Origin of the sequence: Pseudomonas sp. R28(2017) (assembly GCF_002112505.1) — a bacterium.
Lineage (GTDB): Bacteria > Pseudomonadota > Gammaproteobacteria > Pseudomonadales > Pseudomonadaceae > Aquipseudomonas.
Window position 1 is genome coordinate 221,844 of record NZ_NEHW01000006.1, and the last position, 19,286, is coordinate 241,129.

Here is a 19,286-nt window from a genome sequence, read left to right on the forward strand (position 1 = left end):
TGGCAAAGAATAGAGGCTATTTGCCATTAACTTGCACGAATACGGCAGATTGACATCAAGCACCCGGTGCCAACACACTGACGCGTCAATGCCCCAGGTGCTTATTGTCGTTGTCCTGGATTTCGTTTCCGCTTGTCGGTCGAGCCTATGGTTTTTCCAGCACACTCGCGCTTGTTGCCCTATATCGCCCTGTTCGGCCTGACTTTTGCCCTGACCCTCGGCGGGATCCTGGCCCGGCCGATCGAATCACTGTCGCTGTTCTGGCCGGTGAATGCGGTGTTGGCCGGTGTGCTGTTGCGTTACCCACGCCAAGCCAGCTTCAAAGGCTTTACCCTGGTGTGGCTGGCGATGGTCGCAGCCGACCTGGCCTGCGGCAGTGCCTGGGCGCCAGCCCTGTGGTTCAACCTGTGCAACCTCGGCGTGGTGGTGACGGTGTGGTGGTTGCTGTCGCGCCTGCCTCGCCTGCACCGGCGCATGCGCACTCCGCATGGCGTGCTGAGCGTGTTTGGCGCCTGCGCGGCGGGTGCCGTGGTGGCCGCCAGCATGGCCTGTGCGATGGCCGCTCCGTGGTTCGAAAAGTCGCTGCAGGCCACCTGGCTGGCCTGGTTCAGCGAACAGTTCTCGACCAGCGTGCTGGTGCTGCCGATCCTGCTCACCGCCCCTTCGGCCCGCGCCTTGGTGCGCAGCGGCGCCCAGGCCATCCGCCTGGCGCCCTTGCTGGTGCTGCTGGCCTCGCTGGCGTTCAGCATCGCCTTCGGCGGGCCAGGCGCCATTGCCTTTCCGATTGCCGCGTTGCTGTGGTGTGCCTGGACGTACTCACCGTTCCTGGTGTCGTTGCTGACCCTCACCGCCGGCAGCACGCTGATCGTGGCGGTGGCACAGAACCTCATGCACTTCAGCGTGCCGCAGAGCGAGCCCGGGGTCACCACACTGATGTCGGCACGCCTGGGCATTGCCATGCTGGTCCTCGGGCCGCTGGTGGTGGCCTGCGTCAGCCAGGCCAACCGCAGCCTGCTGGCGCGCCTGGCGCGCCAGGCCACCATCGACCACCTCACCGGCCTGCTCAGCCGCAGTGCCTTCAGCCGCCGTGCCAACGCCCTGCTCGACAGCCGTCAGCAGCATGCCCAAGGGCTGCCACTGACCCTGATGATGCTCGACATCGATCATTTCAAGTCGATCAACGACCGCCATGGCCATGCCGTCGGTGACCAGGTGCTGCGCCAGTTCGCCCGTACCCTGCAAGACCAGTTGCACGACGAAGAACTGCTGGCTCGCCTGGGCGGCGAGGAGTTTGTGGTGGTGCTCCCCGGGCTGGCGCCGGAGCGGGCCAAGTTCACCGCCGAGCGCCTGCGCCGCGCCGTGCAGGACCTGCACCTGGCCCAAGGCGATGCACGCCTGCAGATCACCGTGAGCATTGGCCTGGCCGGCTGCGCTGCGGACGAAGCCGCCCCCAGCCTGGACGAACTGCTGGCACGCGCCGATCAGGCGCTGTACCGGGCCAAGGCCCATGGCCGCAACCGCGTCGAGCAGGCCGAGCCACAGCGCCAGGTGATCTGACTTCAGCCCATCAGCAGGTCCCAGGACAGCTTGGCGATCAGCACGCACAGCAGGATCAGGAACAGCCCGCGCACGAACCCGGCGCCCTTGCGCACCGCCAGCCAGGTCCCGGTCAAGGCACCGAGGATGTTGCACGCGGCCATCGGCAGGGCGATGGCGTACAGCACATTGCCCGATGGCACGAAGAACACCAGGGCCGCCAGGTTGGTGGCAATGTTGACCACCTTCGCCGACGCCGAGGCATGCAGGAAGTCGAGGGCAAAGAAGCGGATGAACAGGAAGATCAGGAAGCTGCCAGTGCCCGGGCCGAACAAGCCGTCATAGAAACCGATCGCCCCGCCGATCAACACCGCCAGGCACTGCTCCCGGCGGCCGATCCGGGCTGGCTTGTGCAAGGTGCCGAAGTCTTTCTTGCAGAAGGTGTAGATCGCCATCAGCACGATCAACACCAGCACCGCCGGGCGCATCACGCTGGGTGGCACCAGCGACACCGTGGCCGCCCCCGCGAACGACATGACAAAGGCGCTGACCGCCGCCGGTACGATCAGGCCCCAGTCCAGGGTCACCTTGCGAATGAACGAGCGAGCGGCAAAGGCCGTGCCGCACACCGAAGCCAACTTGTTGCTGCCCAGCAGCGCCGCCGGTTGCGCGGTGGGCAGCACGTTGAACAGCGCCGGGATCTGAATCAGCCCGCCGCCGCCGACGGCGGCATCGATCAGGCCGGCAGCGAAAGCGAACACGGAAAGTACGGCGATATCCATCATGGAGCGGGTCCAGGCAGTGAAGACAGACTGCAAGGCTAATCAAAGTGGCGTGCGTGTGTTGAAATGCCATATTGCGAAAACTGCAACGAGGAACCCACCATGGCATTGGACATGCTGCGCGAAATCCAGGCCTTCGTCAGTGTTGCGCACAAGCGCAGCTTCGTCGCCGCCGCACGCGCCCTGGGCCGTTCGCCCAGCGCGGTGACGCGCGCGGTGCAAACCCTGGAAGACAACAGCGGGTGCAAGCTGCTCAACCGCAACGCCAACACCGTGACCCTCACCGAAGCCGGTGAGCGCCTGCTGCCCCACGCCGAACGCTTGCTGGATGTGCAACGCGACGCCGCCGATGAGCTGGCCGCGCTTACCGGCAGCGCGCAAGGCTGGGTGCGCTTTGCCGCGCCGCAACTGCTCGGCGAACACGTATTGCCTGGCGTGCTGGCCCGCTTCAGCCAGCGCCACCCGCACGTGACCCTCGACGTGCAGTACAGCGACACGGCCCTCGACCCACTGCACGGCAAGTTCGATTTCGTGGTCCGCGGCGCCTTTCCCCAGTCGAGCGAACTGATTGGTTATCCACTGTGGCGCTACCACCGCCACCTGTATGCCAGCCCGGCCTATGTCGCCCGCGCCGGCATGCCCGAGCGGCCCGAGCAGCTGGACCAGCACGCGCTGATCCTGCACACCGCTCCGCGCATCCTCAAAGCCTGGCACTTCTGCCGCGACGGCCAGATCACCAGCCTGCGCCCGCACCCGCGCCTGCGCCTGGGCTCTGGCGACGCGGTGTACCACAGCACCCTGGCCGGTGCCGGTATCGCGCGCCTGGCGGACTGGGTGGCGCAAGCCCAGGTGAAGGCTGGACGCCTGGTACGGGTGTGCGCCGATTACCGGCTGACCTCAAGCACCGGCCAGGACCCGCAGATGCATGCGGTGTACCCCTCCGGCGAGCTACCCGCCCGGGTGCGCGAGTTGCTGCTGGCCTTGCGCCAGGCGGGCGAAGCCGCCTTTGAACGGGTCGACTAAACGCTGTTCAAATTCTGCTCAATTTAACAGAGACCGCAAGTTGCCTGGCTTACAGAACTTTATCCACAGACCTACCCACGTTTTTTGTGGACAGATTTCCCCGAGCAATGAAGGACTTATCGCACGCTCAGCAGCGCGACATTCGCCGCCTTGACCAGCTCGATCCATTCCTGCGCACTGATCACCCCGGACTGTTCCAGGGTCTCGGCACAGCGCAGCGCCTGATCGTATTGGTCCTCTTCGAGGATGCCTTCGCTGAGATAACGGCTACGCCACTCCAGCATGGCTGAAGTGCCCTTCTTGCATTCCATCTGTGTACTGACTCCCAAGGCAAAAGACAGGGTTCGCTGTATACGACCCATTATGACGCAGCGGGAGCCTACACGAGGCTTTTGCACTTGAGAACGACTTGCACCTACCACTAGTCCAGCGGTACAGCCGTGGAGAACTGCCAGGGGCCGGCAGCAATCTGGCCCATCTAGCGAGGTAGACGGGCCGGAGGGCGTGAGGTAAATCAGTGCGGCGAATCAGCTTGGCGGAATGGTGCCGAGCAGGCCGATCAGAACGGTCAACAGCAGAAAGCTACCCAGAAACAGCGCGAGCTTGCCCATCGGAACCTCTTCAGTGTGATAGCAGGGACGAAGAGCATTGTCGGCGCCAGGCTGATACGGTTACAGATTCAGGTTCGAGGAAAAAAAGCGGATCAGATGCAACCTGGCACTCGATTATGCGCGGATTCGACAGCGCCGAGGTGTGCGCAGGCATCCTCGGGGCGGCGTAGACGGAAAACGCACACGACAGACAGATCGCGCAGCCATTTCCGCCGCGCTGCAACTTGTAACATTCAGTTTCATCTTGCCCACCGACAGTAGCCAGCCCAACGCATCCGATCGAGGCTACTTCCGTGTTGCAACGTCTGTTCTGCTCTGTGTCCCTGCTTGCCCTGGCCATTTCCGCTGCCCATGCCGCCGACGCGCTCGACACGCCGCGCCTGGCCGGCATGGACAACTTCCGCGACATCGCCGGCACCACCAGTGCCTATGCCACCCGCCACGATGGCGTGATGCGCGCCGGGGTGTTCTACCGTGCCAACGCCCTGACACCGACCGCGTCCGACCTCGCCATCCTCAACGGCCTGGGCATCAGCGATGTCTACGACCTGCGCACCCCCAGCGAAATCGCCAGCACGCCCGACACGCTGCCGGCCGGCGCCCGCTACACCAACATCGACATCATCGGCAGCACCACCTCGGGCTCGAACATCACCAGCATCTCGTTCACCAGCGCCGCCCAGGCGCGGGCGATGATGCAGGAAACCAACCGCGCCTTCGTCAGCGACGCCGGCATGCGCGGGCAGTTCAGCATGCTGTTCAACGACCTGGCCAACGCCGACGGTGCGGCGCTGTTCCACTGCACCGCCGGCAAGGACCGCACCGGCTGGACCGCCGCCGTGCTGCTGAGCATCGCCGGGGTCGATCAGGCGACCATCATGAGCAACTACCTGGCCACCAACGACTACACCGCCGCGCGGGTGGCAGCGACGCTGGCCGCCATGCCGGCGAGCATGGCCGAGATCTATGCGCCGCTGCTCGGTGTCGAAGCCAGCTATCTGCAGGCCGGCCTGGATGAGGTCACCGCCGAATACGGGACCATGGACAATTACCTCAAGGCAGGCCTGGGGCTGTCGCAAGAAACCCTCTACGTGTTGCGCGGCAAGATGGTGCGCTACGGCACGCTGCCAGGTGAGGCCGGCCTGCTGGGCAACGCTGCTGCCGGTGCGCGGCTGCTGAACCAGCTGCAGGACACCGCGCTGTCGGGCAGCTATACCGCGTACAACTACTACCTGCAAGCGGCCATCGACGCCGGCACGCTGGGCGGCGTCGAGTCGGTCGTCGGTGGCCAGGTGCATGCCGACGCCACCAGCTACCTGCTGCGCCAGGGTGCGATGATCGACCGTGCGGCCGCCCCCTTTGCCGATGGCAGCGACCTCAAGGTCGGCCAGTCGCGCCTGTGGAGCACCGCGCTGGCCGGCTACCTGGGCACCGACGGTTCTTCCCACGCCGCCAGCAGCAACGAGCACAGCCAGGGCCTGATGGTCGGCCTGACCCAGCGCTTCTCCGAGCAGCTCAGCGCCCATGCTGGTTTCGGCTACAGCAGCGGCAATGTCGGCGGCGCCGGTGGCGAGGCGGACACCGACCTGACCTTCCTCAGCCTGGGTGCACGCTTCGCGCCGAATGGCCTGGAACAAGGCCTGTTTATCGACGCCGACGCCAGCGCCGGCTGGCTCGATTACTCGAGCAAGCGTGAACTTGGCGGCGGCCTGGGCACGGCCAAGGGCGACAGCCACGGCACGCTGGCCGGAGGCAGCCTGGCGCTGGGTTATCGCCTGCCCACCGGGGCCATGGTGCTGGAGCCTAGCCTGGGGCTGCGGGTCAGCCGCGTGGACGTGAACGGCTTCACCGAAAAGGGCAGCGAACTGGCCCTGCAGGTGGATGACCTGCAAGAAACCCGACGCGCCGCCGTGGCCAACCTCAAGGCCTCATTCGCGCCGGTCGCCATGGGCAGCTGGCAGCTGGTGCCGGGGGTCGAGGTGGGTTACGAGCATGCCCTGGGCGATCACCAGGTCGACAGCGAAGGTCACTTGCTGGGGCTGGATATCGAGCAGCGCGCGGCCTTCGACAACCGCGACCAGTTCATTGGCGGCGTCAACCTGATGGCCAACCTCGGGGCGCTGAGTGTCGGGGCCGAGGTGGCCGCCATGGGCGGCGGGGACAGCCACGGGGTCAGCGGCAGCCTCAAGGCCAGCTATGCCTTCTGATGCCAGAATGGGGCTGCTTCGCAGCCCCAGCTAGCGACGCCGAATCAAAGCCGGGCTGACACCAAAAGCCTGCTGGAAGTACTGGGCAAACCGCCCGGCATTGCTGAAGCCATGGCGCAAGGCAACCTCCGCCACCGACCCGCCCTCCCCGCGCGCCAGCACTTCACGCGCCTGCTCCAGCCGCACCTGGCGCTGATAGCCGATGATCGACGTCCCGGCAAAACGCCGAAAGCCATCCTGCAACGCCCGCAGGCTGACATTGGCCACCCCCGCCAGCTCGCTGCCACTGACCTGCCTGGCGGGATGCTCACGCAGATACGCCATGGCCAGTTTCACATGCCGTGGCGCAATCGCCGGCACCGGGCTGCGCAACGCCTCGCTGTAGTTGTGCGGCCAGGTTTCGAGCAGCGCGTCGACCAGCATCTCTTGCAAGCGCACAGGCATCAGCAGGCCGGTGTTGATCAGCTGGTCGAACTCGCTACCGGTTGCCAGCTCGAGCAATGCCCGGATGCCCTGGAACGCCGGGTTACCCAGGTCGACCTGCGGCGCAAAGCGGATCGGCGCTGGCAACGGCTGCTCCAGCAAGGTCGAAAGGCGCTCGGTGAACGCCCCGCGGCGGATCGACATGCCGCACTGGGCGTGGCCCTCGGTGATGCGCACCGAGCGGATGTCGAGCTTGTCCACCGCCAGGCCGACCTGGGCACCGCCGATCGACTCGCCGCGGTGGTCGAAGACGATCTTGCCCGCCGTGGGCAGCACAAAGGTGATTTCGTCCTGCGGCGCCGGCAGGACGAGGGTGAAGTCGCCCTGGTACTGCATGCGCCGCACGCTCATGCCGTCGAAGCGGCCGTAGACACCCGCGATGGCGATGCCCTCGCCCAGCGGCGGCAGGTCGGCATACAGGTTGCCGTACAGCTGGGTGAACAAGGCCGCGAACTCATCGCTGCGCATGTCGCTGGAACGCAGCATGAACGGCTTGCGGGTCGTGCCGGAGTACACCGTGTCGCACACCTTGTGCCACGAAAGAGGACCGGCACGTTAGCAGCCGTGCATGACAGGCGCGTGACGCCCGGGCTCAGCCCAGCCAGCGCACCAGGGCGAATCCGGCGAAGGTCATCAGCAACGAACCCAGCACATGTGCCGAGACCGTGGCGGCAGCCCAGCCAAAACGGCCGTGCATGAGCATCGACAGGACTTCGGCGGAAAAGGTCGAGAAGGTGGTCAGCCCACCGCAGAAACCGGTTGTGATCAGCAGGCGCCAGGCCGGGTCGAGGTTGGGCCAGCGCATGAAGAAGGCCATGGCGCCACCGATGACGAAACCGCCGATCAGGTTGACCAGCAAGGTGCCGAAGGGCATGCCCGGGAACAGCGCGTTGAAGCTCAGGCCAAACCACCAGCGCAGTACACAGCCGCTGCTGCCGCCGACGATCACGCAAATTGCAATCTGCGCCGTGTAGGAGCGCCCCGGCAAGGCCGCTCCTGCAACGACCGTGCAAGCTGCCTTAGTGGCTGGTCGGCATGGCGAACTCGGCGCCTTTGGCGATCGCCTGCGGCCAGCGCTGCATGATGCTCTTCTGCTTGGTGTAGAAGCGCACCCCTTCTTCACCGTAGGCATGCATGTCGCCGAACAGGCTTTTCTTCCAGCCGCCAAAGCCATGCCAGGCCATCGGCACCGGGATCGGCACGTTGATGCCGACCATGCCGACCTGGATACGGCGGCCAAACTCGCGGGCGATGTGGCCGTCGCGGGTGTACAGGCTCACGCCATTGCCGAACTCATGGGCGTTGATCAGGTCGACCGCCTCGGCAAAGTCCTTCACGCGCAGGCAAGCCAGCACCGGGCCGAAGATCTCTTCCTTGTAGATGCGCATGTCCGGGGTGACGTTGTCGAACAGCGTGCCGCCCAGCCAGAAGCCATCGCCGCAACCGTCACCGGCGGTCTGGCCGTTGAAGCCACGGCCATCGACCAACAGTGTGGCGCCTTCTTTCACGCCTTGCTCGATGTAGCCGGTAATGCGTTCCAGCGCCGCACGGGTGACGATCGGGCCCATCTCGGCTTCGAGGTTGGTGCCGTTGAGCACTTTCAGCTCGCGGGTGCGCTCGATCAGTTTGGGCATGACCTTCTCAGCGGTTTCATCCCCTACGAAGACCGCGACACTGATCGCCATGCAACGCTCGCCGGCCGAACCGTAGGCCGCGCCGATCAGTGCATCGACGACCTGGTCGATATCGGCATCGGGCATCACCACCAGGTGGTTCTTCGCCCCGCCCAGGGCCTGCACACGCTTGCCGTGCCGGGCACCGGTTTCATAGATGTGGTTGGCGATCGGCGTAGAGCCGACGAACGAAACCGCCTGCACGTCCGGGTGCTCGATCAGCGCGTTGACCGCGTCCTTGTCGCCCTGCACCACGTTGAACACGCCATCCGGCAGGCCTGCCTGCTTCAGCAGCTCGGCGATGAACAGGCTCGGGCTCGGGTCCAGCGGACTCGGTTTGAGCACGAAGGTGTTGCCGGTGGCCAGGGCGACCGGGAACATCCACATCGGCACCATCACCGGGAAGTTGAACGGGGTGATGCCGGTGACCACGCCCAGTGGCTGGCGCAACGTCCAGTTGTCGATGTTGGTGCTGACCTGGTCGGTGAAATCGGTTTTCAGCAGCTGCGGCGCACCGCAGGCGAACTCGACGATCTCGATGCCGCGCATCACTTCGCCCTGGGCATCGGTGAAGACCTTGCCGTGCTCGGCGGTGATCATGCGGGCCAGCTCGTCACGGTGTTCGTTGAGCAGCGCCAGGAACCTGTTGAGCACCCGCGAACGGCGCAGCGGCGACAGGTTGCTCCAGGCCGGGAAGGCGGCCTTGGCCGACGCGACGGCAGCGTCCACGTCCTTTTGTGCCGACAGCTGCACCTGGCCGGTGACCACACCGGTGGCCGGGTTGTAGACCGGCAGTTGCTGGCCGCTTGTGGTCTCGGCCTGAGCGCCGCAGATCCAGTTCATGATGGTTTGGGTCATTGTCGTTCTCACGTCGAAAAGAGGAATCAGTAGATGGCGTAGACTTTGCGCACGGTTTCCAGCACGTCCCAGCGGCCGGTCCAGCCCGGCGGCAGGATGATCAGGTCGCCGCCGGTCACTTCCACCACCGCCTGGGTGCTGTCGTCGGTGAGCAGGGCCTTGCCCGAGATGATGTAGGTGAACTCGGTGTCAGGGCGCTCGACCACTGGCCAGCCCCCGGGCTGGCACTCCCAGACACCGAGGTTGCCGACCGCTTCCGGGGCCTGCTGGCTGATGGCGACCTGCGGGTCGCCCTGGTCGGCGCCAGCGCGCTGGCCGGCAGCAGTCAGCGGCAAGGCCTTGATGTCGGCATGCTTGATGATGGTGAACGAAGGCATGGGGTTTTCTCCTTGTCAGTGGGCGCCGGTGAGCTTTTCCAGCAGCATCGCGGTACGTGAAGGTTTGAGGGTGTAGCGCTCTTCCATGTCGCTGAGCGACGCGGCGGCCAAGCCGCTGTTGATACCGAACCAACGCAGCGGTTCAGGCTCCCAGGAGGGCGAGCGGTGGTTGACCAGGGGCAGCGTGTTGATGGCTTCATCACGCTCGAGAATCAGGTTGCGCAAGATGCGCCCGGCCAGGTTGCTGGTGGCCACGCCGTCACCGACGTAGTTGCCAGCCCAGGCCATGCGCTGCTGGCGGTCGATGCTCACGGTCGGGCACCAGTCACGGGACACGCCCAGGGCGCCGCCCCAGCGGTGGGTGATGCGGGCATCGCGCAGGGCCGGGAAGAATTCGAGCAGGGTGTGGTAGAGCTTGCCGTGGATGCTGTCCACCAGGTCGGCCTGTTCGGGCATGGCCGAACCCCATTTGTAGGGCGCACCACGCCCGCCGAACACCAGCCGCCCTTCGGCGGTGACCTGGCCGTACACGCGCAGGTGGCGCAGGTCGTTGAAGGCCATGCGGTGGTCGAGGTTGAGCTTGGCCAGCAGTTCACGCGGCAGCACTTCGGTGGCCAGCACCAGCGAATACAACGGAATCACGAAGCGCGACTTGCCCGGTTGCTGCGAGGTGAAGGCCTCGGTGGCACGCACGGTCATTTCGGCGCGTACCGCGCCGCGCTCGGTGTGAACAACGCCTGGCGCCACTTGCGTGACTGCCGACTGCTCGTAGATCGTCGCGCCCAGCTTTTCCACCAGTCGTGCCAGGCCACGCACCAGTTTGCCTGGGTGGATCAGTGCGCAGTGTTCGGTATACAGCCCGCCGAGCGTGCCCTCGGCACCGATGCTGGCGCGGGCGTCAGCGCCTTCGAGCACCCGCCACTGATCGGGCAGGCCAAAACGCGCAGAATGCTCCACCGCTGCCCGGGCGCGATCCATCTGCGGCGCGCTGCGGGCCAGGGACAGGAAGCCCTGCTTGGCGTAGTCGGCATCGACCCCTTCCAGGGCCAGCACCCGACCGATTTCGTCGACGGTTTCGTTCATCGCGACCTGCAAGTGCAAGGCGGCCTGGTGGGAGTAGAGCTGCGCGACCCGCTGCAGCGAGATCGGGAAGATCGCCGACGCCCACCCCCCGTTGCGCCCGGAGGCGCCAAAGCCGACCTCGCGCTTTTCCAGCAGTACCACCCGCAGCGACGGGTCGCTCTTGAGCAGGTAGTAAGCGGTCCACAGGCCGGTGTAACCCGCACCGACGATGACCACATCGGCCTGGACCGCACCGTCGAGCGGCGCACGTGGCGCGCAGGGCTCGAACCACAACGGTGTGTTGGGTAACGCGGACAAATCGAATTTCGCTGACATGCTGCTGGCTTCCCATGGACTGGCCGGCGCCCGGTTCGGGGCGGAGTTGGCTTGGCGGGCTACCGAGGTTTGTGGGTAGTGACCAATGCGCTATAGGCCAGAGGTTATGGGGCTTGCAGAGTGTTTGACAGCGACAGAATGCGAGAATGAATCGCGCCAGCTATACAAATGTATGAACAAGGCTGGAACGGGCACAAAAAGAGGGACGCTGAGGCCACTGCGCCAGGGTGCTCGCAAATGACCTGCAGCACCTCTGTGCGCCGCAGGTCATCAGCCTTCAACCTACCGACTTTAGCGGCGGGCGCCCTTCCAGGCGCTCGAGCAGGGTTTCGCAGTACCAGTCATCGAACTGACACACACCATTCTCGGCATTTTCGGAGAACGGACCTGGCTCGTAGCTCGGCGAGGAAACGCCGGCGTGGGTACCTTCGACCAGGCGACGATCCTGGTCGTTGGTGGCCAGCCAGACCTTGGTCAGGCGGTCGAGGTCGTAATCGACCCCTTCCACCGCAGATTCCGGCACCAGCCATTTGGTGGTCACCAGCGTCTCGCCAGGCCCGATGGGCAGCACGCGGAAGCTCAGTGCGTGGTCGCCGAGAAAGTGGTTCCAGGTGGAGGGGTAGTTGAAGTACAGCAGCGCACCGATGTCTGGCTCACCGCTCTTGTCCAGCCGGCCCGCAACGGCCGGCTTGCCATCCATGGTGTAGCTCACCGCACCAGCAGACAGCGGAATGCGCGTCATGCGGAAGCGCCCCAGCGGGTCCATGTTCAGCCGGCTTGGCATGCCGGCGGCTTCACAGCGGTCCCAGTGCGCCACCAGCTCCGGGTCGTCATCCCCGCCCACGCCGGCAACCGACAAGTTCTCGACAAAGGAGTTGAGCAACTCGGGGTGGGTACCATCACAGTGGTAGCACTCGCGGTTGTTCTCGAACACCAGTTTCCAGTTGCCCTTTTCGATCAGGTTCGACTCGAAGGCGACTTTGCAGTTTTCCAGGAAATGCGGCGCGATGAAGGGGCTGACGGCAGCGCGGAATTGGGTGAAATCAGGGGCTTTTTTGGCGACGCAGACATAGATGTAGGTGTGCACCACTTCGACATGCACGGGCTTCAGGCCGTAGTTCGACTTGTCGAAATCGGCGCCCATGTTGCCGGCGTAGATCAGGTTGCCATCGAGTTCGAACGTCCACTTGTGATACGGGCACACCAGCTTGGCGACCTTGCCGCTGGCGTGCTCGCAGACCTTGGCGCCACGATGACGGCACGCGTTGTGGAACGCGCGAACCTCGCCATCCTTGCCACGCACAATGGCGACCGGATAGTCGCCGATCTGCAGGGTGAAATACTGCCCAGCCTTGGGAATCTCGAAGGTATGCCCGGCGAATACCCAGTCCTTGTGCCAGATGTGCTCCAGATCCTGCCGATAGACCTCAGGGTCAAGATAGAGCTCACGCGGCAACACATGGCGAGGCTTGCGCTGCTTGATCAGGCCAATCACGGATTCGTTGCTGTTCATTATTATCCTCCGGACACCAAGGCCCGTTGTCGGCTGGTGCATATGACTGAAACTTTAATCACTGTTTCTCATGTTACGCAGCACCGAAAAACTTACACCGGCACAAAAATTACTTTACGCATAACTTTAATTCATGCGAGAAACGTAGTTAATTCGCGCTGGACAATCCGCCACTGACGACCTTATGTTACGCAGCCATAACAAGGGGTTATCGTAAAAAGCCTGGAAAAGTCGTTAGACCAGCGCCTGGTTTCACCCCTATATTCTTGCTGGACCTGATGGCAACTTCGCCCATCAATAAAGCTTCGTCATTCAATGCGTGGGCCACGCCGTGGGCCTGGGCTGCGGGGTGCCGTCATGAACACAATTACAAGAACATTCAACCGTACCTTCGCCGACCGTAATCTGGGCTTCATTTCGCAGGCACGCGTCGAGCGCAACACCTCCAGGGTGGGTTTTCTGCTGCTCGAAAACTTCTCGCTGCCGTGCTTCACCCAGGCGCTGGATGTGCTGGTCACCGCCAATCTGCTGGCACCGGGCGCGGTCCGCGTGCACACGTTCAGCCATGACCACCGCGAAGTCATGAGCGACCTGGGCATCCCGATCAGGCCCGACACGCCGTTGACCGACATCCGCCTGGCCGACCTCGACCTCATGGTCATCTGTGGCGGTTTGCGTGCTGCCAGGGCAGCGCCAAGCTGGTTGTCGAGCTTGCTGAAGCAGATCGCCAGGCTGCCGATCGCCCTCGGCGGGCTGTGGAACGGCGCCTGGTACCTGGGCAACGCGGGTCTGCTGGATGGTTACCGCTGTGCGATCCATGCCGAGCAGCGCACGGCCCTGGCCGAGCGTGCCCCGCATGCCAGCGTGACCCATGAATCACTGGTGTTCGACCGAAACCGCATGACATCCGCCACGCCCAGTGGCGCCTTCGAGATGATGATGCGCTGGCTCGCATTCGGCGCCGGCCCCCAGCTTGCCGATGCGGTACGGGATACGCTGGATGCCGACCAGAGCAAGTATCGCAGTGTCCAGAAGCCGCAACAGCCCAAGGTGAGCAAGGCGCTGCAGGAGGTCATCGCGCTGATGGAGGCGAATATCGAAGAGCCGCTGAGCCCGGGTCAACTTGCCCAGGTCATCGGCCTGTCGATACGGCAGGTCCAGCGGCTGTTCAAGGACCAGCTGAACACCACACCGCAGAAATACTACTTTCAACTGAGAATTACCGAAGCACGGCGTTTGATACAAAACTCCAACGCCTCGATCTTCGATGTTTCGCTGGCGTGCGGTTTCGTCTCCTGCACGCACTTCAGTCGATCCTACAGCGCTTTTTTCGGCCACCCGCCGTCGAAAGAAATCAGGTATGAAACCTGATCAACCCCCGGCAGGCCTCGTTGCACAACAACAATAACGACAACTATCGCTCACTGAATGCTTGAGTGGGTTTCGATGCGAAGTTCATTTTTCGCGGCATCGCGCTGCCAAACTTCAAGCGCCTTGTAACAGGAGACAATAATGACCCGTCCTGCTCTTTCCATAGAAGATGTACCGCTCAACAACTTCCACCGGCTACTCACGCTGCGCTCGGGCGGCGGTTCGTTTGTCGACGGTTATGTGCTCAGTATTATCGGTGTGGCCCTGGCGCACCTCAGCGCTTCCTTGTCACTGAACAACTTCTGGGAAGGCCTGATCGCGGCTTCGGCCTTGATCGGGATTTTCTTCGGTGGCTTTCTCGGCGGTTGGCTGACCGATCGCCTGGGCCGCAAGCGCTTGTTCTTTGTCGGCCCCACCCTGTTTATTCTCGCCTCCCTCGCTCAGTTCTGGGCTGACTCCGCGGAAGTGATCTTTGTTCTGCGTTTGATCATCGGCATCGCAGTGGGTATCGAGTACCCGGTCGCCACGTCGCTGCTGGTGGAGTTCATGCCGAAAAAATACCGCGGCCCGCGCCTGGCGATGCTGACGATCCTCTGGTTCGCCGGCGCAGCGGCAGCCTACATCGTCGGCGAACTGGTGCTGCGCAGCGGCGGCGATGACGCCTGGCGCTGGGTGCTGGCCAGCTCGGCGAGCATCGGCCTGGCCCTGCTGCTGGTGCGCATCGGCACCCCGGAATCGCCACGCTGGCTGCTGGGCAAAGGCCGTGATGCCGAGGCAGAGCAGGTCATCAAGCGTGTCTACGGCGGTGACTTTTCCCTGCACAACCTCCCGGAAGAAAGCCCCGACTACAAGGTCAACGTGTGGAGCCTGATCTACTCGGGCTACGCCAAGCGCATGCTGTTCGTCATCGTGTTCTGGACCTGCTGCATCATCCCGCTGTTCGCCGTTTACGCCTTCGCGCCCAAGGTGCTCGCGGCCTTGAACGTCAAGGGTGACAGCGCCGCCATCGGCTCGGTGCTGATCACCTTGTTCTTCGTGCTGGGCTGCATCATTGCCACCCGCCTGATCAACACCCTCGGGCGCCGCAACCTGCTGCTGTACAGCTTCAGCGTGTCGGGCCTGGCGCTACTCTGCCTTGGGGCGTTCACCCATGGCGCGGGCATCTGGGTGCTGCTGTTCTTCGCCACCTACGCGCTGTTCATTGGTGGCGCCCAGGTGCTGACGCTGGTCTACCCGAACGAAATATTCCCGACCGAGATCCGCGCATTCGCGGTGGGCGTGGGCACTTCGGTCTCGCGCATTGGCGCAGCGGTGGGTACCTACCTGGTGCCGATCTCGCTGGATACCCTCGGCATCGCCCAGACGATGTATGTGGCCGCCGGCATCACCTTCTTCGGCTTGCTGTTGTCGTGGCTGCTGGCACCGGAGACACGCTCGCTGAACCTGCAACAGGCTGCCGCGCTGAGTTGAACAGGCTGCGTGCTAACGGGTCCTTCTGAGCTTTTCTGCCTTCAAGCGCCGATACAAGGCCATCACCGGCCGCAGCATGGCCAGCCGGTCAAAGATCGACAGGGCATGCAGGTCGGTGCGCGAAGGCCGCTGGTAACCCAGGTTCCAGGTGAAGTAGTAGGCCTGGATGTTCTTGTCGGTGTGAATGAGCGTGTTGAGGGCCGCGTCATAGTGCATCGGCCCGCCGTCCGGGTGCCCGGGCGGGCGTTGCAGGATCTGCGCGAGAAAGTCCCGCAGCTTGCCCACGCTCTTGCCGTTGACCGCGTAGAAGTGCGACAGGTGGATGGGGCGGTCGACCAACACCCAGCCCGGCGTGTCCGAGTTGCCCTCGCAGGAATGGCCAAGGTAGGCAATGTCCCAGTCCATGCCTTGCAGGGACTCGATGGCCTGTTTGCCAAACGGGCCGATGCGCCGGGAAAACTGGATGTCGTCTTCCATGATGAGGATGTTGTCGACATTCAGGCGCACGGCTTCTTCCAGTATCTGCATGTGGCTCATGAAGCAGCCCCGGGCGCCGATGCTGGGGAAGCCCTGCTGGTCGGTGGGCGTCACTGCAGGGAAAAAGCCGATCTTTTCGTCATCGATGTGAAAGCCGTTGCGGGCGAACTCGGCTTGGGTTTCCTCGCGGCGGTCCGTTCGGGACGGGATATTGATGATTCGGGTCCGGTCAAAATAGTCGATCACATTCATTGTTCAGGTCCTTGCTACAGCCGATCAGAAGGCAAACAGATGGCTGATGAACTGGCCGCACAAGGCGCCGAACACCATGACTGGCAGCACCAGCAGTTCACGCTTGATACTCAGCATGCCCAGCTGGTGACTGACCTTGAAAATCAGGATCAGCGTGAAGAAGGTATGCAGGGCTACCCCCCACAGCGCGTAGGTCACCCCGCCGATGGCCAGCAGCAACGGCATCAGGGTGAACAGCGCCACCACCCGGATGATGTTGTCCATGGCCATGTACTTGGTCAGCCCCAAGGCCATCCATATCTGTTGCGTCAGGCCGTAGCGCAAGGTGAACAGCGACAACGACAGGATCGCCATCATCTGCCCGGCGTCCTGATACCGGGCGTCATAGAGCCAATGGATGATCAGCGGGCTGGCGGTGAACAGGAAGCCGCAGGTGAACAGGGTCAGCACATCGAATATCAGCCTGAAGCGGAAATACAGTTGGCGCAGGCGCTCCATGTCACCCGTCCTGGCCGCCTCGCTGAAGGCCGGCAGCGCCACTGCCCCGGCCAGCCGCTGCAGGCTGAGCTGGAAGGCCGCCAGAATGCCCACGGCAATCGAATACACCCCCAGCTGCGCCACCGTCATGCTGCCGCCGAACCAGATCCGGTCACCCTGCATGGCCAGCACGCCCACGGCGGAGGACAGGAATACCCAACGGCCGTAGTTGACGATTTCGCGCAGCGCAGCCGGGTCCCACTGTGGGCGGTCCTTGTGCCCCGGGAAGATCATGTGGCTGAGCACCGTGGTGACCAAGGTGGAGACCAGGCCGGCAGCCACCAGCGCCCAGATGGAACGGGTGAGGTAGCCGATCAGCAACATCACCACCAGGCCGGCGATTTGCGAAACCAGCTCGACCAGCACCACCTTCTTCTGCTGGAAGGTACGGATGGCCACATCGATCTTGGTCGACTGGAAGGCGAAGATGATCGCGAAAAAGCCCGTGACGGCCAGCACCGCGGGCAACTCCGGGGCGGCGTAGGTGGAATGCGCCGGCCACATGTCGAAATGCTGGGACACCCATGATGCCAGCGCCACCAACTGCATCACCACAAACAGCCCGAGGCCACGAATGATCTGCAACGACCAGACCGTGTTGAGGAACAGCGGCTCGTCGCCGCGCGGGCTTTGAATGATGTTCTGCCGCAGGCCCACGTCGGACAGCAGTAACAACAGCACCGACACCGTGGTGGCGATGGCCATGAGGCCGAACATTTCGGGCAGCAGCATGCGGGTGATGATCAGGTTGCCGCCCAATCTAATGACCTGGGAGGCCACGATGGAGCCGATATTCAGTGCCCCAGCCAACAACACGCGTTTGCGAAGACTTTGCGAGGACGACAGATCGATCGTAGACATGGCACCCACTGATCCGGTTTTTAAGACGTTACTATAGTCTCAATCTGCCATGTTGCTATTGCGCCTGCGGTCGTTGTTCAGCCTTCCTGGGTTTGCCTTGCTGGCTGACCACCGGCCGGCAAGCCAGCGCTTTGGGGCACTTCACACGCCCGAAGATCTCGACGCGCACACGATTGCGCTACATTTTTTGTCAGATATTCCTGAGCTGGATAATGCTTTATGCTTGGCACTGTACTAGCCAGTTACTTCCTGACCATTTGGTTAGCTAGTCGCAGGGAAAGCCAGGAAGAGAAACCGGAATCTCATCAGGTACTGACGTGAAGCGTGACATCCACCTCGTTGTTCTCCTGCTGTTGGTCATTGGTTGCTCCCTCGCATCGCTGACGCTGTGGAAGGTCATGGCCTCCCGCGAGCAAGCGCTGGAAGATGTCAACATCCACGGCCTGAACCTGACCCAGGCGCTATCCACCTATTCAGAAGGCATCGTGCGACAGAGCTCACTGCTGTTGCTCGGTCTCGTCGAGCGCCTGGAAACCGAGGGTAGCGGGCCTGCGCAGATCGAACGGCTGAGCCAACTGGTCAGCCGTCAGCAGCCCTTGATGCCACAAATGAGCGGCATCACCATCTACGCCAAGGACGGGCGCTGGCTGATGTCGTCCAACCGCCCGATCCCGCTCAACGCCAACAGCAGCGACCGGGCCTACTTCATCCACCACCGCGACGACCCATCCCGTGAGCCCTTCATCGGCCTGCCCATCCGTAGCCGCGCCAACCAGGAATGGGTGATCACCATCAGCCGGCGCTTCAACGACGCCCAAGGTGAGTTTGCCGGTGTCGTGGCCGTGACCTTAGGCGTGGAGAACTTCCTGCGCCTGTTCGGCCAGATCGACGTGGGCCATGACGGCGCCATCGGCCTGTCCTACACCGACGGCGCGATGCTGGTGCGCTACCCGTTTCGGGAGCAGGACATGGGGCGCAACTTCTCAAACTCGCCCATCTACGCCAAGTATCTGGTCGACCGGTCAGTGGGCACCGCTTCGTTCACCTCAAGCCTGGACGGCGTCGAGCGCCTGTATGCGTTTCGCAAGAGTGACAAGCTGCCCCTGGTGACGACCGTCGCGCTAGGCAAACGCGAGGCGCTGGCGGCCTGGCAGTTCGAGGCGATGCTGTCGTTGCTGGTGGTTTCCGGGCTGCTCGCGCTTACCGGCGCCATTGGCGCTTTGCTGATCCGCGCCATGAGCCGCCGCGCTGCGGTTGAAGGTGAACTGAGAGCGACCCAACAGCAGTTGCTTGACAGCAATCAGCAGCTCGAGCGCCAGGCGATGCACGATGCGCTGACCGGCCTGGCAAACCGGCGCTGCTTCGACGAAGTATTGACCGAGGAGATGCAAAGAGCCCGGCGAAATGGCACAACCCTGTCTTTACTGATGATCGATATCGATCATTTCAAACGCTACAACGACACCTACGGGCACCCGGTTGGCGATGCCTGCCTGCAACAGGTTGCCGGCCTGCTCTCGACCTGTATCCGACGCCCTGGCGACCTGCTGGCAAGATATGGAGGTGAAGAAATGGCGATCATTCTGCCCGACACCAGCAGCGATGGTGCGGCCGCCGTTGCGCGGTTGATCATCGAGCGCCTGGCCCTGGAACCTATCGCACACCAAGACAGTCCTTTTGGATATGTGACCGCCAGTATCGGCATCGCCAGCGCTGCGGGAACCAGCGCTGAAGGCTGGCCATCGCTGCTTGAACGCGCCGACCAGGCGCTCTATGCCGCCAAGGAAGCGGGCCGCAATCGCCTGCATGTCGACTGAGCCTGACTTGCGTTGGCGTGGCTCCACTCTTCTGGCTCAC

Annotated in this window: 16 protein-coding genes; 6 read left to right on the forward strand and 10 right to left on the reverse strand. The window is 63.4% G+C overall.

What is annotated here, in order from left to right:
- The first annotated feature begins 132 nt into the window (after positions 1-132).
- On the forward strand, positions 133-1,557 hold the full coding sequence (locus CAF78_RS13175) for a GGDEF domain-containing protein (RefSeq protein ID WP_085676122.1): 1,425 nt from the start codon (positions 133-135) through the stop codon (positions 1,555-1,557).
- Between the two features lie 2 nt (positions 1,558-1,559).
- On the opposite strand, the gene CAF78_RS13180 is transcribed toward CAF78_RS13175, so the two are convergent.
- Positions 1,560-2,321 (reverse strand): TSUP family transporter, encoded by a 762-nt coding sequence (locus CAF78_RS13180; protein ID WP_085676123.1) that lies wholly within the window; start codon positions 2,319-2,321, stop codon positions 1,560-1,562.
- Between the two features lie 99 nt (positions 2,322-2,420).
- Here CAF78_RS13180 and CAF78_RS13185 point away from each other — a divergent pair, with 99 nt between their 5' ends.
- The gene (locus CAF78_RS13185; RefSeq protein WP_085676124.1) at positions 2,421-3,341 is read left to right on the forward strand and encodes a LysR family transcriptional regulator; all 921 of its coding nucleotides are present in this window, start codon (positions 2,421-2,423) and stop codon (positions 3,339-3,341) included.
- 116 nt (positions 3,342-3,457) lie between these two features.
- Here the strand turns inward: CAF78_RS13185 and CAF78_RS13190 are convergent, their stop codons facing one another.
- Positions 3,458-3,652: a hypothetical protein gene (locus CAF78_RS13190; protein ID WP_085676125.1), complete on the reverse strand. Its 195-nt coding sequence runs from the start codon at positions 3,650-3,652 to the stop codon at positions 3,458-3,460.
- 593 nt (positions 3,653-4,245) lie between these two features.
- On the opposite strand from CAF78_RS13190, the gene CAF78_RS13195 reads away from it, so the two are divergent.
- On the forward strand, positions 4,246-6,159 hold the full coding sequence (locus CAF78_RS13195; protein WP_085676126.1) for a tyrosine-protein phosphatase: 1,914 nt from the start codon (positions 4,246-4,248) through the stop codon (positions 6,157-6,159).
- Between the two features lie 30 nt (positions 6,160-6,189).
- Here the strand turns inward: CAF78_RS13195 and CAF78_RS13200 are convergent, their stop codons facing one another.
- From CAF78_RS13200 to CAF78_RS13225, 6 genes are all read right to left on the reverse strand, one after another.
- Positions 6,190-7,158 carry an AraC family transcriptional regulator gene (locus CAF78_RS13200; protein ID WP_085676127.1) on the reverse strand — a complete coding sequence of 323 codons (969 nt, stop codon included), beginning with the start codon at positions 7,156-7,158 and terminating at the stop codon, positions 6,190-6,192.
- Between the two features lie 76 nt (positions 7,159-7,234).
- On the reverse strand, positions 7,235-7,630 hold the full coding sequence (gene crcB / locus CAF78_RS13205) for a fluoride efflux transporter CrcB (protein WP_256573898.1): 396 nt from the start codon (positions 7,628-7,630) through the stop codon (positions 7,235-7,237).
- Between the two features lie 31 nt (positions 7,631-7,661).
- Complete coding sequence (locus tag CAF78_RS13210; RefSeq protein WP_085676128.1) at positions 7,662-9,173, reverse strand: CoA-acylating methylmalonate-semialdehyde dehydrogenase; 1,512 nt, start codon at positions 9,171-9,173, stop codon at positions 7,662-7,664.
- Positions 9,174-9,199: 26 nt separating this feature from the next.
- Positions 9,200-9,550, reverse strand: coding sequence for a cupin domain-containing protein (locus tag CAF78_RS13215; RefSeq protein ID WP_085676129.1), 351 nt, complete (start codon positions 9,548-9,550; stop codon positions 9,200-9,202).
- Between the two features lie 15 nt (positions 9,551-9,565).
- Complete coding sequence (locus CAF78_RS13220; RefSeq protein ID WP_085676130.1) at positions 9,566-10,948, reverse strand: FAD-binding oxidoreductase; 1,383 nt, start codon at positions 10,946-10,948, stop codon at positions 9,566-9,568.
- Between the two features lie 277 nt (positions 10,949-11,225).
- Positions 11,226-12,461 carry an SRPBCC family protein gene (locus CAF78_RS13225; RefSeq protein ID WP_085676131.1) on the reverse strand — a complete coding sequence of 412 codons (1,236 nt, stop codon included), beginning with the start codon at positions 12,459-12,461 and terminating at the stop codon, positions 11,226-11,228.
- 357 nt (positions 12,462-12,818) lie between these two features.
- On the opposite strand from CAF78_RS13225, the gene CAF78_RS13230 reads away from it, so the two are divergent.
- Positions 12,819-13,832, forward strand: a complete 1,014-nt coding sequence (locus tag CAF78_RS13230; RefSeq protein ID WP_085676132.1) for a GlxA family transcriptional regulator — start codon at positions 12,819-12,821, stop codon at positions 13,830-13,832.
- 141 nt (positions 13,833-13,973) lie between these two features.
- Positions 13,974-15,302 carry an MFS transporter gene (locus tag CAF78_RS13235; RefSeq protein ID WP_085676133.1) on the forward strand — a complete coding sequence of 443 codons (1,329 nt, stop codon included), beginning with the start codon at positions 13,974-13,976 and terminating at the stop codon, positions 15,300-15,302.
- Between the two features lie 12 nt (positions 15,303-15,314).
- On the opposite strand, the gene CAF78_RS13240 is transcribed toward CAF78_RS13235, so the two are convergent.
- Positions 15,315-16,031 (reverse strand): glycosyltransferase family 25 protein, encoded by a 717-nt coding sequence (locus CAF78_RS13240; RefSeq protein ID WP_085676134.1) that lies wholly within the window; start codon positions 16,029-16,031, stop codon positions 15,315-15,317.
- Positions 16,032-16,055: 24 nt separating this feature from the next.
- Entirely contained in the window at positions 16,056-17,429 is a 1,374-nt protein-coding gene (locus CAF78_RS13245; protein WP_085676135.1) for an oligosaccharide flippase family protein, read from the reverse strand.
- 317 nt (positions 17,430-17,746) lie between these two features.
- On the opposite strand from CAF78_RS13245, the gene CAF78_RS13250 reads away from it, so the two are divergent.
- Positions 17,747-19,246, forward strand: a complete 1,500-nt coding sequence (locus CAF78_RS13250; protein ID WP_085676136.1) for a sensor domain-containing diguanylate cyclase — start codon at positions 17,747-17,749, stop codon at positions 19,244-19,246.
- Positions 19,247-19,286: the final 40 nt, after the last annotated feature.

Coding starts and splice junctions, on each gene's coding strand:
- CAF78_RS13180 (WP_085676123.1), bottom strand. CDS start 2,321: ATGATGGATATCGCCGTACTTTCCGTGTTCGCTTTCGCTGCCGGCCTG.
- CAF78_RS13185 (WP_085676124.1), top strand. CDS start 2,421: ATGGCATTGGACATGCTGCGCGAAATCCAGGCCTTCGTCAGTGTTGCG.
- CAF78_RS13190 (WP_085676125.1), bottom strand. CDS start 3,652: ATGGAATGCAAGAAGGGCACTTCAGCCATGCTGGAGTGGCGTAGCCGT.
- CAF78_RS13210 (WP_085676128.1), bottom strand. CDS start 9,173: ATGACCCAAACCATCATGAACTGGATCTGCGGCGCTCAGGCCGAGACC.
- CAF78_RS13215 (WP_085676129.1), bottom strand. CDS start 9,550: ATGCCTTCGTTCACCATCATCAAGCATGCCGACATCAAGGCCTTGCCG.
- CAF78_RS13220 (WP_085676130.1), bottom strand. CDS start 10,948: ATGTCAGCGAAATTCGATTTGTCCGCGTTACCCAACACACCGTTGTGG.
- CAF78_RS13225 (WP_085676131.1), bottom strand. CDS start 12,461: ATGAACAGCAACGAATCCGTGATTGGCCTGATCAAGCAGCGCAAGCCT.
- CAF78_RS13230 (WP_085676132.1), top strand. CDS start 12,819: ATGAACACAATTACAAGAACATTCAACCGTACCTTCGCCGACCGTAAT.
- CAF78_RS13235 (WP_085676133.1), top strand. CDS start 13,974: ATGACCCGTCCTGCTCTTTCCATAGAAGATGTACCGCTCAACAACTTC.
- CAF78_RS13240 (WP_085676134.1), bottom strand. CDS start 16,031: ATGAATGTGATCGACTATTTTGACCGGACCCGAATCATCAATATCCCG.
- CAF78_RS13245 (WP_085676135.1), bottom strand. CDS start 17,429: ATGTCTACGATCGATCTGTCGTCCTCGCAAAGTCTTCGCAAACGCGTG.